A 14,812-nucleotide genomic window follows, 5' to 3' on the forward strand; every position below is an offset into this window, starting at 1 on the left:
ATCACTGGATGTACCGCCGGCATAGGCAGAGAAGTTTGCCTGTTAGTAGCAAGTAAATGAGTAAAAGTCGTGGTGGCTGGTCGTAATACGGAACGCGGAGCTGAGGTAGTAAAACAAATCCATAGCTCTGGAGGTGAAGCACTCTTTGTTTCAACCGATGTAGGTCTGGAAAAAGATGTAAAAAATCTAGTTGACAGCACATTGCAGGCCTACGGAAGAATCGATTTCCTGTTCAACAATGCCGGTACAGAAGGAGTATTAGGTCCGTTGGAAATCAATACCGAGGAAGTAATTGACGAAGTTCTTTCGGCGAATATAAAAGGCGTCATCCTGTGTATCAAGCATGTTTTGCCTGAAATGGTAAAGCAGGGAAGCGGTGTAGTGGTAAATACCGCCTCGTTCGTAGGTACTACCATGCCTTTACCCGTAGCAGTGGTTTACGGAGCCAGTAAATCGGCAGTGTTGAGTATCACACAATCCGTTGCAGCCTCGTGTGAAGACAAGAACGTTCAGGTGTATGCGGTATGTCCCTGGGTGACGGATACGCCTATGGCTGATCGTCTTAATAGCCATGATGCCGAAGCTAAAGCCGCCTTTGGAGCAAGTATTAATCCAAGCGGTGCGATCGTACCTGCTTCGGAAATTGCAGATGCGGTACTGGGACTTTTCACGGGAGCGAATGGTATTAAAAGCGGTGAAGCAATTCTGGTAGATAAGGGTGGCATTACTAACCAGATTATACCTATGTCAATTGCCAATCCTATCTAATCCCTTGTACTACCTCTCGGTTTGCTGATAAACACTTTATTTTATAGCTAAAAGCGTATTGAACTAAGGTTTCCTTTATTTATTTAAAATAAATTATTTCCTACAACCAGAGCGTATTAAAAGCAAGAATTTGAATTCGTATTAAATCTGCTTTTTTATGAATATTAAAGGGACAAATTTAATACGAATATATACCATCATTGATCTCAGGTATCAAAACACCATACGTCATCTAACGTATGGTGTTTTTAACCGTTTACATCCGATCCTGGTAGGGAATTCTTCAATACTCTTCCTATACGATACAAAGGTTTTTAATGTTGAAAAGTTTTTGTATTTCACCAACCCATTCGCTCCCGCAGACTCGTGATATGAGCCAGGTGATGCCGACTATGCCAGTCGTAGTTACCTAACTGGTAGTCCAGCGTCACGGATTGTTGCGAACCTGGATGAAAAAAGGTTTTCTGGTAATCGGCTTCCTGCATGGCCCGGAAGACATTGGCCCAGCGAACGTGTAGATGCTGGAGTAAATCCAGGGATTCCTGAATGGGCGTATGGAAGGTATCGCCCAGCTCCGCCCAGCGGGCTTCTTCATAAGGTTTGATCGTCGGATTGGCTTCCGTCAGGGCGAGTTTAGTACGGATATACCCGTTCATGTGACTATCGGCTACGTGATGCACGACCTGCCGGATGGTCCATCCCCCCTCACGGTAGGGAATCTCCAGTAAATCTTCGGATAATCCTTCGACGGCTTGTCGATATTGGCCCGGAATCAAAGCCAGATTGTTAATCAGTTGTGTACGCTGTTCGGGCGTGTAGGGGCCTTCGTAGGTAAAAAGGCCGATGGGATAACGTAATTCGTCCATGGAAGTCAGATGGATTACTAGGTTTCACAGGTAAACCTACGGGCTTCCAGGTTATTCTTCCTACTCCTTGGTGTAAAAAAGTAAAACGTACCGATGCTTCTAGGGCAAATCAGTACGTTTCGTTTTCATGGCATTCCAACGAGAAACACTCAGGTAATTGTTCATCCATCAGTTTTGATGTAAAAAATCCGTAAAATAAATCAGCTCTACCTCGAAGAACAGAGCCGTACCCTCCCGTACCGGATCAGACGTGATGGCGATGCAAGGGTAATGTTCCGGCTTGGGAATAGGCAGCCATTCCGGGACCGAACACCCTGGGCTTTCTTCCTCGTGCTGAAGACTGGTCGCTAAGATGTGGCGGAGGTAATCTTCCTTGGTACGAACCAAAATCTTTTGCATACGCGTTCGTGTTTGGATAAAGGCGGAACCAGATGTTTTGTTTTTTTATTCAAATTCTGAACCAAAAGTGAGCAATATTCCAGTATAAAACAAATTAAATAGACAAATTCTTTATTATTTATTCAAAGATCCTGAATTACTCTCTTTTTATCACCCGCTCTCCGGTTTACCCTGCGATGGGCTCTTAACAATTTCATAATGTAATCAACGCTTAAAAAAGCCCTAACTTCCAGGTTCAAACGAGCTGAAATCTGATGATTCTAACTGTATTTCGAGCCTGCCTGCTGCTGATTTTCTGGACTTTACTTTCCCATACGGGCCAAAGCCTTCCGCCTGCAGCCAGTGATTCTGCTTCGCTGGTTTACCGTACCAAACAACAATATGCCCGGGCCCTCGAGTCCAATCAGCCCCTGGTTGCGGCCAAGGCTTTGCAGACGCTCGGTCGTCTGTTTTTTCACGCCGGACAGTATCCACAAGCCCTGGAATATTACTCGGAAGCGGCTAAGAAATTTGAACAACTCGGGAAGCAAACCCTACTGGCAGAAACGCACAACGCCCTAGGCGAGCTGTACTATTACAGCAAGCAGCCCAATCAAGCCCGGCAGGAGTACGAACGGGCTCTGGCACTATTCCGAAAGGCCTCGCACGCTTCGGGAGTAGCTCAGACTTACGGTAACATCGGCCATCTGTACGAAAAACGACAACGGTATGACAGTGCCTTCTACTTTCAGCGAAAAGCTTTGCATCAGTATGTAGTTGCCAACAACCAAGAAGGAACGGCGAAAATCTACGAAAACATGGGCAGCATTTTCGAAGATCTGGCCCGGTACGATTCGGCCCAGGTATACTTCCAGCGAGCTCTGAAGGTTAATCTGCAAACGAAAGATTCGCTGCTCCGCATTGAAATTCTTAATAATCTGGGAGATGTACTACGCAAAACCGGTCACCCGAAAGCAAGTCTTGTGTACAGTCGGCAGGCGTATGAACTGGCCCTGAAAACCCACGAACGCCATTTTCTCAGTGGCACCAGCAACGACATCGGCAAGGCCTATCAACTGATGGGGCAGCATGACAGTGCCTACCACTACGTTGCTCTGAGCCGGGCGTTTGAAGCGGAGATTTATTCGCAGGAAAGCAGTCAGCAACTGGTACTAACGCAGGCTCTTTTTGATACGGAAAAAAAGAACCGGGAAATCGAGAAGCTGACCGACGAACGGCAATTCAACCAGCTCGTAACGGCAGCGGCTGTACTGGTATTACTCCTGCTGGTGGGCATCGTCACCCTCGCTTACAACCGGCAGAAGCTAAAGGTACGCAACGAACAAACCCTGAGCCGACAGAATCAGCTGGTCTACGAAACCCAGCATGAACTTATGCTTTCGGAACTACGCAATAAGCAACTCGAAGAAGAACAGTTAAAGCATGAATTAGCGACGCGTTCGAAAGAATTATCTACGCATATTCTACACATTATTCAGAAAAATGAATCCTTAGACCAGCTAAAAACCAGTCTTGAAAAGTTAATTAAAGACGATAAACGGGACCATAAAAAGCAAATCAAGAAAATTGTTCAGCAGATCAACGACAGTTTTAGTCATGATCAATACTGGCTAGAATTTAGCAGTACGTTTGAACAGGTGCACCATTCCTTTTTTGAAAAATTAAGAACGTATTCGGATCAATTATCGACCTCGGATTTACGACTGATTGCTTTACTAAAAATGAATTTGACCTCCGCCGATATTTCAACCTTACTGGGCATTTCGCCGGACAGTTTACGAGTGACGCGGTATCGGTTACGTAAAAAACTCAATCTGGAAGCGGGCGAGAGCCTGACGGCCTTTGTCCAGGCCCTTTAAGCCGCTTAACAGTTTGGTAATATTGGCGTAACGGAAACTTAATGGCGGTTTTGTAACGCATTAAACTTCTGAAATCCAATAAATTACACTCACTTTGTTAACACTGTTGCTTTTGTGCTAACGGCCTGATACTCTGCCTTGACTTCGGCCCTTGCTGCATCGCTTGACTATGGATTTTTCATCGTCCACCTTCGTATCGCCAACCGAAAAACGGGTCTCTCAGGCTCTATATTTCCCGGTTGGTTTTCGCTTCGTTATTCAGCAGGCATTCGATGGGACAGATGTATCGTTTTCTACTTTTTATTACGCTTTGTTCGTTTTCTTCCTGGGCAGGAACGATTCGGGGAAAGGTTACGGAACTGGCTTCCAGTGAACCCGTAACTGGAGCCGTTATCCGCTTGATTAATACTTCTTTTCATGATGTATCGGGCTTGGATGGAAGTTATACGCTTAAAAATATTCCCGCCGGAACGTATCAGCTTACCATCAGTTTTATTACCTATCAAACCATTACTAAAGAAATTCGCATTTCTGAAAACGAAACGCTCACTTTTGATACTGTTTTAACGCCTTCAGAAAAACAGAATTTGCAGGAAGTAATCGTTCGGACGGGACGCGAAGGAGCGAGCGACCAAACGGCCCGCCACCTCGAACGCTCCGCGGATCAGGTGATGAATATCGTCTCCGGGCGAGCCATTCAGCTCTCCCCCGACCTTACGGTTGCGAACGTCATCCAGCGGGTTTCGGGCGTATCGGTGGAGCGGAACAGCAATGGCGACGGACAATACGCCATTGTTCGGGGCATGGATAAGCGGTATAACTATACGCTGGTGAATGGCGTGAAAATTCCGAGTCCGGATAACCGCTACCGCTACGTACCCCTCGATATTTTTCCTTCGGATTTACTCGATCGCCTGGAAGTCTACAAAGCCCTCACGCCGAGTAGGGAAGGCGATGCGATTGGCGGGGCCGTGAATTTGGTCATGAAGGACGCTCCCAGCCAGCGGGTGCTAACGGCCAATGTTTCGACGGGTTACAGTGAGTTATTCATGAATCGACCTTTCCTGAGTTACGACTGGAAATCGGTAAACCTGAAATCGCCTTATGAGCTAAAAGGCAATCAGTACAACGCTAGTGCCTCAGACTTTTCAAAAGTGACCTCGACGTATACCAGGCAGTCACCGCCACCGAACTTGCTCGGCGGGTTCTCCTGGGGCGATCGGTTTCTGAATCAAAAGCTCGGCATCATCATCGCCGGAAGTTATCAGAATACGTATCGGGGCAGTAACAGCTTGTTCTTCGATTCCGAAACGGTGGATACGCAACGCGGCGTGACCCTCACCAAACTGAACGAACGGCAGTATTCCGAACAACAGCAGCGGTACGGTTTGCATACCAAGGTGGACTATCGTCTGAATGAGCGGAATAAATTTTCGCTTTATACGGCCCTGATTCATTTAACCAACAGTCAGATTCGGGACGTAAAATCCACGCAGTTAACCATTGGCGGTTACGATCCGGAAGCGGGGAATGCCACGCTTGGCTATTCGACCCGAAGCCGGGTTACGCGTCAGCAGATTTTCACGAATACCCTACAGGGAAAACATCAGTTAAGTGACTCGTTCGACATCGACTGGTCCGCGGTATACTCCACCGCCCAAAATCAACAGCCCGATCAAACCCAGATTCCTTTGCTGGGTGAACGGAAAAATTTTACGGAAAGACGCACGACCGTGCAGGATGCCTACCGCCGCTGGGAACATAACTCGGATACGGATCTGGCGGGGTATCTCAACCTTACGTATCGCTCTAGTTTTAGAAACACGCCCATCGAGTGGAAAGCGGGCGGTTTATACCGTACCAAAGACCGCAGTAATTTCTACAATAACTACCAGCTTCGTCCTAGCAACTTGCTGGGCGTGTACGGAGAAGATTTCACATCCTACGACCAAATCAACTGGACCATTCAGAACCCCCGTGGCTCCGTAGGCAGTGCCCTGACGTATGATGCTTCCGAAAACACAGCTTCCGGTTATGTACAGGCGAAAGTAACGCCCCTGAACTGGGAAATTCTGGGGGGAGTACGGGTGGAGCATACCAATCAGGGCTACGAGCTGAAAAACCAGATCGGCGAAGATCGTCCGACGGGAAATCAGGTGTATACGGACGTACTTCCCAGTCTGCATGTGAAGTACAAATCGAACGCCCAAACGAACTGGCGGGCTTCGTACTTCCGCTCCCTCAATCGTCCAGGCTATTTCGAAATTGTTCCCTATAACGTGGTTCTGGAAGAATATCAGGAACGCGGAAATCCGGATTTGAAACGGGCCATTGCCGACAACATCGACGTGCGGTACGAGCATTTCCCGAATGCAACGGATCAGTTCATGGTGGGCCTGTTTTACAAGTACATCCAAAACCCCATTGAATACACGCTTCAGCGGGACCCGGTTCGTGGCCAGTCGATCATTTATACGCCGGGTAACTTTGGCAATGCTCATAATACCGGACTTGAACTTGATTACATCCGGTATTTCCGCCAGTTTGGTATCAAGGCGAACTATACCTATACGCTTTCCCGGATTACCTCGGCCAAATTCATGCGTATTCGCAATGAAAACGGTGATTTAGAACCCCGGTACGTCAATCAAACGCGTCCGCTCTACGGCCAGTCGGCTCACATTGCCAACCTGACCGTCCTGTATAAAAATCGCGGCTGGGATGCTCAGCTGGCGGGAAGCTACACCGGGGAGCGAATCAATACCGTTTCGCAATTTCTGGATAATGATCTCTGGCAAAAAGGCTTTCTGCAAATGGATGCTTCGCTCGAAAAAGCCATCGGATCGAAACTGGTCCTGTTCGCCAAGGCGAATAACCTGCTCAACACGCCGCTGGAAGTATACATCAAAAACGTCGAAGCGGTTAATCAGGGCCTACCGCATCAAACGGAAGCGGGCAAGACGCTCATCCGGCGGGATTACTACCAACGCAGCTATTTACTCGGATTACGCTTCAAACTCTAGCATTCAGTCTTTCCAAAATCTTTCAAATCAAAACCATCATGAACAAACTGTGTATGGCCGCTGGCCTTGCCATGGCTCTGTTAACCAGTTGTAGTAAGAATTCAGAAGACACGCAGGTAACGCCCGCCCCTACTGAAACCAGCGTAACGGGTAACGTAGAGGGAATCTGGAAAAAAGGCAACACCTACAAAGTGACGGGTCACCTGCAAGTTCCCGAAGGTAAGTCCCTGACGATTGAAGAAGGCGTTACCGTTTTGATGAGCGATTCCATCGTGAAACCCGAGATCCTCATTCGGGGTAATCTGTACAGCTTAGGTACCGCCGAAAACCCAGTAAAATTCACCGTACCCGATGCCTGGAAAACCTCCGCCAATCTGTTCGGTAACCTTTGGGGCGGACTCATCGCCGGTCCTGCGAATACGGAACTGGTGCTGAAAAATACAATTCTGGAATACGGTGGAGCCGTGACTACGGAAGAGTCGCCTTCGGTGAAAGCTCAGTTGTACAAAGCGGCAGCGGGTGAACACGTCCCCGTGCTGTACACGTCGAATACGGCCTCCAAAGTGGTCGTCACGAACAGCATCATTCGTAACTTCAACGAAGACGGCTTTTACCTGGAAGGTGGTAAAGTGCTCATCATTAACAACACCTTCCATACGACGGGCGTTTCCGGCGGCGAAGCCATCAACATCAAATCGGGCGTACAAGCAGAAATCGCGTTTAACCTGATTTACAGTCCCAACACCAATGCCCTGAAACTTTCCAACGGGGGCGATAAAACACCGCAAGCATACGTAATCGCGTACAACAACACCATCGTGAACGCGGGATGGAGACGACCCACGATTAAAGGCGGTTCGATCTGGCTGGAAAAAACGGTTCGGGTGGACGTGTACAACAACCTGCTCGTGAACGACCGTTTCGGCATCAAACGCGACAAAGGGGCTCCAGAAGATACGCGTTCGGTGATTGCTAACAATTACTACTACGGCTACACGCAAACGGGTGTCGATCAATTCCAGCCTTCGACGGAAATCGTGAAAGGTACGAACGACATTCTGGGTACCAAAGCGGGGGATAACGATCCGAAGCTCGTGAACTATCCGCTCTCCACGGCTAGCCTGAATGCCGCGTACACGACCTCCTGGGATTTCCACCTACAGGCGGGTTCTCCGGCTCTGGGCAAAGGCAAAACCGACTTTACCCGCCTGTACAAAAGCGGTCTAAGCGTCAACGGCGTTACCTATACATCCCCCGAACCGGCTTCCTACATCGGAGCCTTCGGTACGAAGTAAGTTTTTACCAGTCCCCAGGTTAGCCTCGTCTTGTCTGGGGGCTTTTTGTATCCATTCATCGCGTATGTTTCTGAAAACGAGTAGTCTAATAGTAGTGAGTCTGGCCTTGCTGTCGAGCTGTCAGCGGCCCAAAACCTCCCGTCAGGCGGTTAAGCCCTTGTACGTAACGGAAAAAGTAGCCCACGATTCCGATGATCCGGCGGTATGGATCAACCCGCAGGATCCGGCGAAAAGTCTGATCATTGGTACGGACAAAGACGCCGATGGCGGCCTGTACGTGTTCAATCTTCAGGGGAAAATTCAGCAGAAAGTTAGCGGTCTGCAACGTCCCAATAACGTTGATATTGAGTATGGATTAATGCTGAACGGAAAGGCTACGGATATTGCCGTCACCACCGAACGCATGACGCACAAGCTGCGGATTTTTTCCTTACCGGAAATGAAGCCCTTAGACAACGGCGGCATTCCCGTTTTCGAAGGCGAAACCCAGCCCGATTACCGCGATTTGATGGGTATTTCGATGTACAAAAATAAGCAGGGCGTTATTTACGCCATTGTGGGCCGAAAAACGGGTCCGACGACGAGCGGGTATCTCTGGCAATATCGCCTTGATGACGACGGAACGGGACACATCAAAGCCACTCTGGTCCGAAAATTCGGAACCTATAGTGGTTTGAAAGAAATCGAATCCATTGCCGTGGATGATCAGCTAGGCTACGTGTATTATTCCGACGAAGGCAAGGGCGTTCGCCAATACTACGCCGATCCGGAAAGAGGCAATGAAGAACTGGCTCTGTTTGCCACCGAGAACTTCAAACAGGATCACGAAGGTATTTCGATTTACGAGCTAACGGACAGTACGGGTTACATTCTCGTGTCCGATCAGGGAGCCAACCGTTTTCAGATTTTCAGCCGGGAAGGAACGCCGGAACGCCCCTTCGAGCACAAACTCCTGAAAACCGTTGACGTGCGGGCGATGGAAAGTGATGGTTCGGAAACAGTTTCGGTTCCACTCAACCAGGATTTTAAACACGGTCTGTTCGTGGTCATGAGTACAGATCGAACGTTTCACCTGTACCGCTGGGAGGACATCGCGGGACCAGAGTTGAAGCTTCGTCCGCAATAAACAAGATGCCGACCTCAGGGTCGGCATCTTTTGGTTTCTACCTTAGGAGACGGTTACACTCCAGGTTCGTTTACATTCTTCGCCGGCCGCCAGTCGGGTAATCCCTTCCTTCGTGGCCAGTTGCTGATCGTGATCGACGCTGTCGGCAATACCGCACCAAGGTTCGATACAGACAAACGGAGCCTGCGGAGCCGCCCAGATGCCCAGATACGGAAACTCGCCAAAATCAAACGACAACTGATAGGGCGTATGATCGGACTTCAAGATTACGGACGTCGATTTCAGGTGTTTGAAGACCAGAGCATCCTGAGCAAACAGTTCGTGCGATAAGGCAATCCGATTGGTGTTCTCGGCTACCGGCGTGGGTTCCCGGTCGATCAGTCCACTCTCAGCGAGCGGCCAGCGGTTGAAATCTTCGGTTTCGTTGAATTCCAGATAATAGTCCGTATACTGCGTTTCGGGCGTGAGTGGTACGCGGAAAGCCGGGTGCCCCCCTACCGAGAACAGCATTTCTTTTGAGTCCTGATTACTTACCTGATACTGTACACTGAGTTCATTCTCCAGCAACGTATACTTGATTCGTAAGCGAAACTCAAAGGGGTAAACGGCCTGGGTATCGGCGTTGCTTTTCAGCAGAAAAGTCAGCGAATGCTCACTTTCTTCTTCCAGTTCAAAATCCATGTCCCGGGCAAATCCGTGCCGACTCAGCGTATACGACTTTCCGTCGTAGAGATACTGATTGTCTTTCAACGCTCCTACAATCGGGAACAGGATGGGAGAATGCTTGGCCCAGTACGCCGGATCGCCGCTCCACAGATATTCCAGATGCGTAGACTTGTTGTATATGCTTACCAGCTCGGCCCCTTTCTGCCGAACGGATACTTTCACTGATTCATTTTCCAGGAAAAAAGTCATCGATTTTATGTTTAGATCCGTTGTCGCGTTAAACTTCCGAAAGTTTACAGGCAAAAATCCTTTCCACAAGCGGTGATGGCTTTTTATTCGGGGAATTGTAGTGATTTGTGAGGGGATGAAACCGCTTGGGTTTGGGATGCCCCACTTGCTTTCTACCAAACAATGGGTGAACGCCTAGGTACACCCTCGTTTTTTCCTACAGGCTTTCAAACGTTAAATCGTCAAACTATTTTTCAAAATACGCGTATCTTCGAAACTACATAGTAAATCATTACTGCCTCTATACGCGTATGACTCGCTTTCCCCGCTGGTTGCTCTTGCTCGGCCTAGCTATTCCTTTTTTAAACCATACGGAACCTGGTACGGATTATTCGGAATGGAATACCTACGGCGGTCACGCTGACGCTTCCCGGTATTCGTCCCTCACCCAGATCACTCCTGAAAACGTCTCCAAGCTTCAACTAGCCTGGGAATATCATACGGGTCAGCCCGGACAGATGCAATGCCAGCCCATTGCCATCAACGGTACGCTTTACTTTACTACAGCGAATATCAACGTCGTGGCGGTGGAGGGAGCGACGGGTAAGGAACGCTGGCGAACCGATCTTTCGAACTACTGGAAGGGAGAAAACGCCTGGGCGGGAACCAACCGGGGTGTTACGTACTGGAAAGAGGGTGAGGACCAACGCATTTTTGTTTCTGCCGGACCGAATCTGTTTTGTCTGGATGCCCGTACTGGCAAACCCGTAGAGAGCTTTGGCTCGCAGGGCAAGATCGACTTGCAGGAAGATTTGGACTACGACCAGAAATCCTTCTTCATCGTTTCCAATACGCCCGGTATTATTTACAAGGATGTGATCATCATGGGGATGCGGCTGTCGGAAGGACTGGACGCGGCTCCCGGTCACATACGGGCTTATGATGTGCGTACAGGCAAGCGTCGCTGGATTTTCCATACCATCCCTAAAGCCGGTGAATTCGGTTACGATACCTGGCAGGACAAGCGAAAACTGCCCTTCATCGGTGGCGTCAACAACTGGGCAGGCATGAGTCTGGACGAAAAGCGGGGCATTGTTTACGTTCCTACGGGCTCGGCTACGTATGATTTTTACGGCGGCTACCGAAAAGGGAAAAACCTCTTTGCCAATTGCATCATTGCCTTGGATGCAGCAACGGGTAAACGCATCTGGCATTACCAGACGGTACATCATGACCTCTGGGATCGGGACTTACCGGCCAATCCCAATTTAGTAACCTTCCAGAAAGACGGGAAGCTCGTAGAAGCCGTAGCCCAAATTACCAAGCACGGGTTTGTATTTGTGCTGGATCGGGTTACGGGAAAACCCGTTTATCCCATTCCGGAAAAATCAGTACCGACAGCGTCCGAACTGGTGGGCGAACAGACCTGGCCTACGCAACCCATGCCCAGCTGGCCCGAACCGTTCATGCGACAGGCTTTTCACGAAAAAGACATCATTGATCTTTCGAAAGAACATCATACGGAAATTCTGGAACGCTTTCGTACGCTGAAAAATGGAGCGAATACGATGTGGGAACCGCCGAGTCGGCAGGGAGGAATTCTGTTTCCCGGCTTCGATGGTGGTGGTGAATGGGGTGGAGCGGCTTTCGATCCGGAAAGTCAGTATCTCTACGTGAATGCCAACGAAATGCCCTGGACCGTCACCATGGTAGAAAATAAACCTACGGGCAATGCGGGCCAACAACTATACGCCAGCAACTGTGCCAACTGCCACGGACTGGACCGCAAAGGCAACGGCTCGATCCCAGCGATTGATCAGGTCGAAGCGAAGTACAAACCCAGCGAACTGGCGACTTTGCTAAAAACCGGTCGGGGTGGTATGCCTTCGTTCAGTCACCTCTCCGAAAGCAATCGAAGCGAATTAGTGGCTTTCCTCCTGAAGAAAGGCTCCGAGAAGAAAGAAGTCGAAGCCAAGACGTCTGCTTTGACCCCACCTTATCTAATGACGGGATACAGTCGCTTTACCACAAAAGATGGTTATCCGGGTATCAAACCACCCTGGGGCACCCTAAACGCCATTGACCTCAATACGGGAAAGATTGCCTGGAAAGTACCGCTGGGTGAATACGCGGCTCTGAAAGCGAAGGGGATACCCGCTACGGGGACGGAAAACTACGGCGGGCCTGCGGTTACGGCGGGTGGGGTACTCTTCATTGCCGCTACGAAAGACGAGAAATTCCGGGCGTTTGACAAAAAGACGGGCCGACTGCTTTGGGAAACCTCCCTACCCGCCGCCGGTTACGCCACGCCCTGCGTCTATCAGGTCGATGGCAAACAGTACGTAGTCATTGCGGCGGGCGGCAATAAAGTGGGTACGAAACCCGGCGATAGCTACCTGGCTTTCGCCTTGCCTTAATTGAGTAATCACTTGGTACTCTGGCTACTTTATGTCTGATTGGAACTAAAAAAACGTGTTTTGGTTTGTCTTTGTTCTGAAAAGTGGCTACTTTTGCAGTCCGTTTTTCAAGACGAACCATTTTTTATTTTTTATATCATGCCTACTATTTCACAATTAGTACGTAAGGGTCGTGAGCGAGTGACTTGGAAATCAAAGTCTCCTGCTTTGGACGCTTGCCCTCAAAAACGCGGTGTGTGTACGCGGGTGTACACTACAACGCCGAAGAAGCCTAACTCTGCTCTTCGTAAAGTAGCTCGTGTACGTTTGTCACATGGTAAAGAGGTGAACGCCTATATCCCAGGTGAAGGTCACAACCTCCAGGAACACTCGATCGTATTGATCCGTGGTGGCCGGGTGAAAGATCTTCCAGGGGTACGTTACCACATCATCCGTGGTGCATTGGATACGGCTGGTGTTAAAGGTCGTATGCAAGCTCGTTCGAAATACGGTGCTAAACGCCCGAAACCCGGACAAGCAGCTGCTGCTCCCGCTAAAGGCGGTAAGAAGAAGTAATTTTCTTCGCATTGATCAGTCGAAACGGCTGATTGCTTAAAATCAATCGGGAATGCAGTAAGCCACTGTTACGGGCAGAAGCGACGCGTTCTCACCACCATTCAAACGTAACTTAGTTATGCGTAAGGCAAAACCAAAAAAACGCTACGTATTACCGGATCCTAAATTCAAGGAGACGCTCGTAACGAAATTTGTTAACAACCTCATGTACGAGGGCAAGAAATCTACCGCGTATTCCATCTTCTACGGTGCTCTGGAATTAGTAGAGAACCGTACCAAAGAAAGTGGTCTGGAGATTTTCAAAAAAGCGTTGAACAACGTAATGCCTACAGTAGAAGTGAAAAGCCGCCGGGTTGGTGGTGCTACCTTCCAGGTTCCTACTGAAGTTCGTCCCGATCGTAAACAGTCCGTAGGCATGAAATGGCTGATTAAATACGCTCGTGGCCGTAACGAAAAGACCATGGTAGAACGTCTGGCTGGCGAAATCGTTGCTGCTTCCAAAGGCGAAGGTGCCGCTGTGAAGAAGAAAGACGATACGCACCGGATGGCAGAAGCCAACAAGGCTTTCTCTCACTTCCGCGTTTAGTACGGAGGAAATATATTTCCAGAAAAGAGCTGCAAACTCCGGTTTGCGGCTCTTTTTGGTTTCAGGAGGTTTGATTGGGTTTGATGATTGTTTGAAAAGGTTTAAAGTTTGAGTTGGCGTTTAAGGTTTAAGGTCTGGTGTTAGACCTTAGATTACGCTTTACAAAGCCTAATACATAATCACAAACCAACTCCGAAGCAGTTCAATTTGAATAGCCCAGGGTAACAACCCTGGGAAGACTGTACAAACCCGACAAACATCAAACGCTAAATCTATCCGCCTCTTAATCCAACCAATCCATACGCTGTCAAACCCCTTCAAACTAATTCAAACCTCACTCAAACGTTAAACCTTTTCAAACACTCTTCAAACTTTCTCAAACTTTAAACTCCCCTCTCCCAACCCCACAAAAAAAAGCCACCCAGGCGGGCAGCTTCTTTTACAACTAAACTGGAAATTAAACTTATTATCGTTTGCGACCCGAAGCGATCATCGAGCAACGGAAACCGATGGTAGCCGTAGCCGAGTCCTGATCCATGTAGCGACGCGTACCCGGAGCCAGCCAGTAAGCGATGTCCGCCCAGGAGCCTCCTTTGTACACCCGCGTACGGTTATCGAGCAGCGAGTTGTTATCTTTTTTACCGTAGTTCTTTTCGTCATCCAGATAGCCATCGCGACGAACGGGGTTCAGGTCATTAAACGTCTGGAACGTGGTCGGACGGTATACATCCCATACCCATTCGTTGACGTTACCTGCCATGTTGTACAGACCAAAATCGTTAGGGGGATAGGAGTATACTTCATCCGTAATGATGGCACCGTCGTTGGTTTTTCCCGCAATACCGGCGTAATCCCCGCGACCACGTTTGTAGTTGGCTAGCATCGTACCTTTCTTCCGGCCGGAGCTTTTCCGCATCGAAGAACCATCCCAGGGGTAAATCCGCTGATTCGATTGGTTTTCATCCAGGTACTGCGTTCCGATCAAAGCTTTAGCAGCATATTCCCATTCAGCTTCCGTTGGCAG

At 49.0% G+C, this 14,812-nt stretch carries 12 protein-coding genes; 8 read left to right on the forward strand and 4 right to left on the reverse strand.

Translation table 11 applies throughout. The annotated features are described in order from the left end of the window. The first annotated feature begins 69 nt into the window (after nt 1-69). Nucleotides 70-768 carry an SDR family NAD(P)-dependent oxidoreductase gene (locus ACOJTG_RS00170; protein ID WP_420151947.1) on the forward strand — a complete coding sequence of 233 codons (699 nt, stop codon included), beginning with the start codon at nt 70-72 and terminating at the stop codon, nt 766-768. A 338-nt stretch (nt 769-1,106) separates the two neighbouring features. On the opposite strand, the gene ACOJTG_RS00175 is transcribed toward ACOJTG_RS00170, so the two are convergent. Both ACOJTG_RS00175 and ACOJTG_RS00180 read right to left on the reverse strand, forming a co-directional pair. After that, nucleotides 1,107-1,634: a YfiT family bacillithiol transferase gene (locus ACOJTG_RS00175; RefSeq protein ID WP_420151948.1), complete on the reverse strand. Its 528-nt coding sequence runs from the start codon at nt 1,632-1,634 to the stop codon at nt 1,107-1,109. Nucleotides 1,635-1,802: 168 nt separating this feature from the next. Beyond that, nucleotides 1,803-2,033 carry a hypothetical protein gene (locus ACOJTG_RS00180; RefSeq protein ID WP_094816200.1) on the reverse strand — a complete coding sequence of 77 codons (231 nt, stop codon included), beginning with the start codon at nt 2,031-2,033 and terminating at the stop codon, nt 1,803-1,805. 254 nt (nt 2,034-2,287) lie between these two features. Between ACOJTG_RS00180 and ACOJTG_RS00185 the strand changes: the two genes are divergently transcribed. From ACOJTG_RS00185 to ACOJTG_RS00200, 4 genes are all read left to right on the forward strand, one after another. Then, entirely contained in the window at nt 2,288-3,892 is a 1,605-nt protein-coding gene (locus tag ACOJTG_RS00185) for a tetratricopeptide repeat protein (RefSeq protein ID WP_420151949.1), read from the forward strand. A 281-nt stretch (nt 3,893-4,173) separates the two neighbouring features. After that, a complete protein-coding gene (locus ACOJTG_RS00190) occupies nt 4,174-6,915 on the forward strand; it encodes a TonB-dependent receptor domain-containing protein (protein ID WP_420151950.1) in 2,742 nt (913 codons plus the stop codon). 38 nt (nt 6,916-6,953) lie between these two features. Beyond that, on the forward strand, nt 6,954-8,210 hold the full coding sequence (locus tag ACOJTG_RS00195; protein ID WP_420151951.1) for a right-handed parallel beta-helix repeat-containing protein: 1,257 nt from the start codon (nt 6,954-6,956) through the stop codon (nt 8,208-8,210). A 64-nt stretch (nt 8,211-8,274) separates the two neighbouring features. Continuing rightward, complete coding sequence (locus ACOJTG_RS00200) at nt 8,275-9,336, forward strand: phytase (RefSeq protein WP_420151952.1); 1,062 nt, start codon at nt 8,275-8,277, stop codon at nt 9,334-9,336. A gap of 42 nt (nt 9,337-9,378) precedes the next feature. Here the strand turns inward: ACOJTG_RS00200 and ACOJTG_RS00205 are convergent, their stop codons facing one another. Next, nucleotides 9,379-10,251, reverse strand: coding sequence for an aldose 1-epimerase family protein (locus ACOJTG_RS00205; protein ID WP_420151953.1), 873 nt, complete (start codon nt 10,249-10,251; stop codon nt 9,379-9,381). A gap of 290 nt (nt 10,252-10,541) precedes the next feature. Here ACOJTG_RS00205 and ACOJTG_RS00210 point away from each other — a divergent pair, with 290 nt between their 5' ends. From ACOJTG_RS00210 to rpsG, 3 genes are all read left to right on the forward strand, one after another. Then, nucleotides 10,542-12,647, forward strand: a complete 2,106-nt coding sequence (locus tag ACOJTG_RS00210; protein ID WP_420151954.1) for a PQQ-binding-like beta-propeller repeat protein — start codon at nt 10,542-10,544, stop codon at nt 12,645-12,647. Nucleotides 12,648-12,785: 138 nt separating this feature from the next. Further along, nucleotides 12,786-13,202, forward strand: coding sequence for a 30S ribosomal protein S12 (gene rpsL, locus ACOJTG_RS00215; protein ID WP_420151956.1), 417 nt, complete (start codon nt 12,786-12,788; stop codon nt 13,200-13,202). Nucleotides 13,203-13,320: 118 nt separating this feature from the next. After that, on the forward strand, nt 13,321-13,788 hold the full coding sequence (gene rpsG, locus ACOJTG_RS00220; protein ID WP_102201344.1) for a 30S ribosomal protein S7: 468 nt from the start codon (nt 13,321-13,323) through the stop codon (nt 13,786-13,788). A 466-nt stretch (nt 13,789-14,254) separates the two neighbouring features. Here the strand turns inward: rpsG and ACOJTG_RS00225 are convergent. After that, a partial coding sequence (locus ACOJTG_RS00225) for an SUMF1/EgtB/PvdO family nonheme iron enzyme (protein ID WP_420151955.1) occupies nt 14,255-14,812 on the reverse strand: 558 nt, incomplete at its 5' end.

The organism is Siphonobacter sp., from assembly GCF_048595215.1.
Classification (GTDB): Bacteria; Bacteroidota; Bacteroidia; order Cytophagales; family Spirosomataceae; genus Siphonobacter.

Excerpts from the sequence above, each read along its gene's own strand:
- ACOJTG_RS00175 (WP_420151948.1), bottom strand. The coding sequence starts at position 1,634 with ATGGACGAATTACGTTATCCCATCGGCCTTTTTACCTACGAAGGCCCC.
- ACOJTG_RS00180 (WP_094816200.1), bottom strand. The coding sequence starts at position 2,033 with ATGCAAAAGATTTTGGTTCGTACCAAGGAAGATTACCTCCGCCACATC.
- ACOJTG_RS00185 (WP_420151949.1), top strand. The coding sequence starts at position 2,288 with ATGATTCTAACTGTATTTCGAGCCTGCCTGCTGCTGATTTTCTGGACT.
- ACOJTG_RS00190 (WP_420151950.1), top strand. The coding sequence starts at position 4,174 with ATGTATCGTTTTCTACTTTTTATTACGCTTTGTTCGTTTTCTTCCTGG.
- ACOJTG_RS00195 (WP_420151951.1), top strand. The coding sequence starts at position 6,954 with ATGAACAAACTGTGTATGGCCGCTGGCCTTGCCATGGCTCTGTTAACC.
- ACOJTG_RS00200 (WP_420151952.1), top strand. The coding sequence starts at position 8,275 with ATGTTTCTGAAAACGAGTAGTCTAATAGTAGTGAGTCTGGCCTTGCTG.
- ACOJTG_RS00205 (WP_420151953.1), bottom strand. The coding sequence starts at position 10,251 with ATGACTTTTTTCCTGGAAAATGAATCAGTGAAAGTATCCGTTCGGCAG.
- ACOJTG_RS00210 (WP_420151954.1), top strand. The coding sequence starts at position 10,542 with ATGACTCGCTTTCCCCGCTGGTTGCTCTTGCTCGGCCTAGCTATTCCT.
- rpsL (WP_420151956.1), top strand. The coding sequence starts at position 12,786 with ATGCCTACTATTTCACAATTAGTACGTAAGGGTCGTGAGCGAGTGACT.
- rpsG (WP_102201344.1), top strand. The coding sequence starts at position 13,321 with ATGCGTAAGGCAAAACCAAAAAAACGCTACGTATTACCGGATCCTAAA.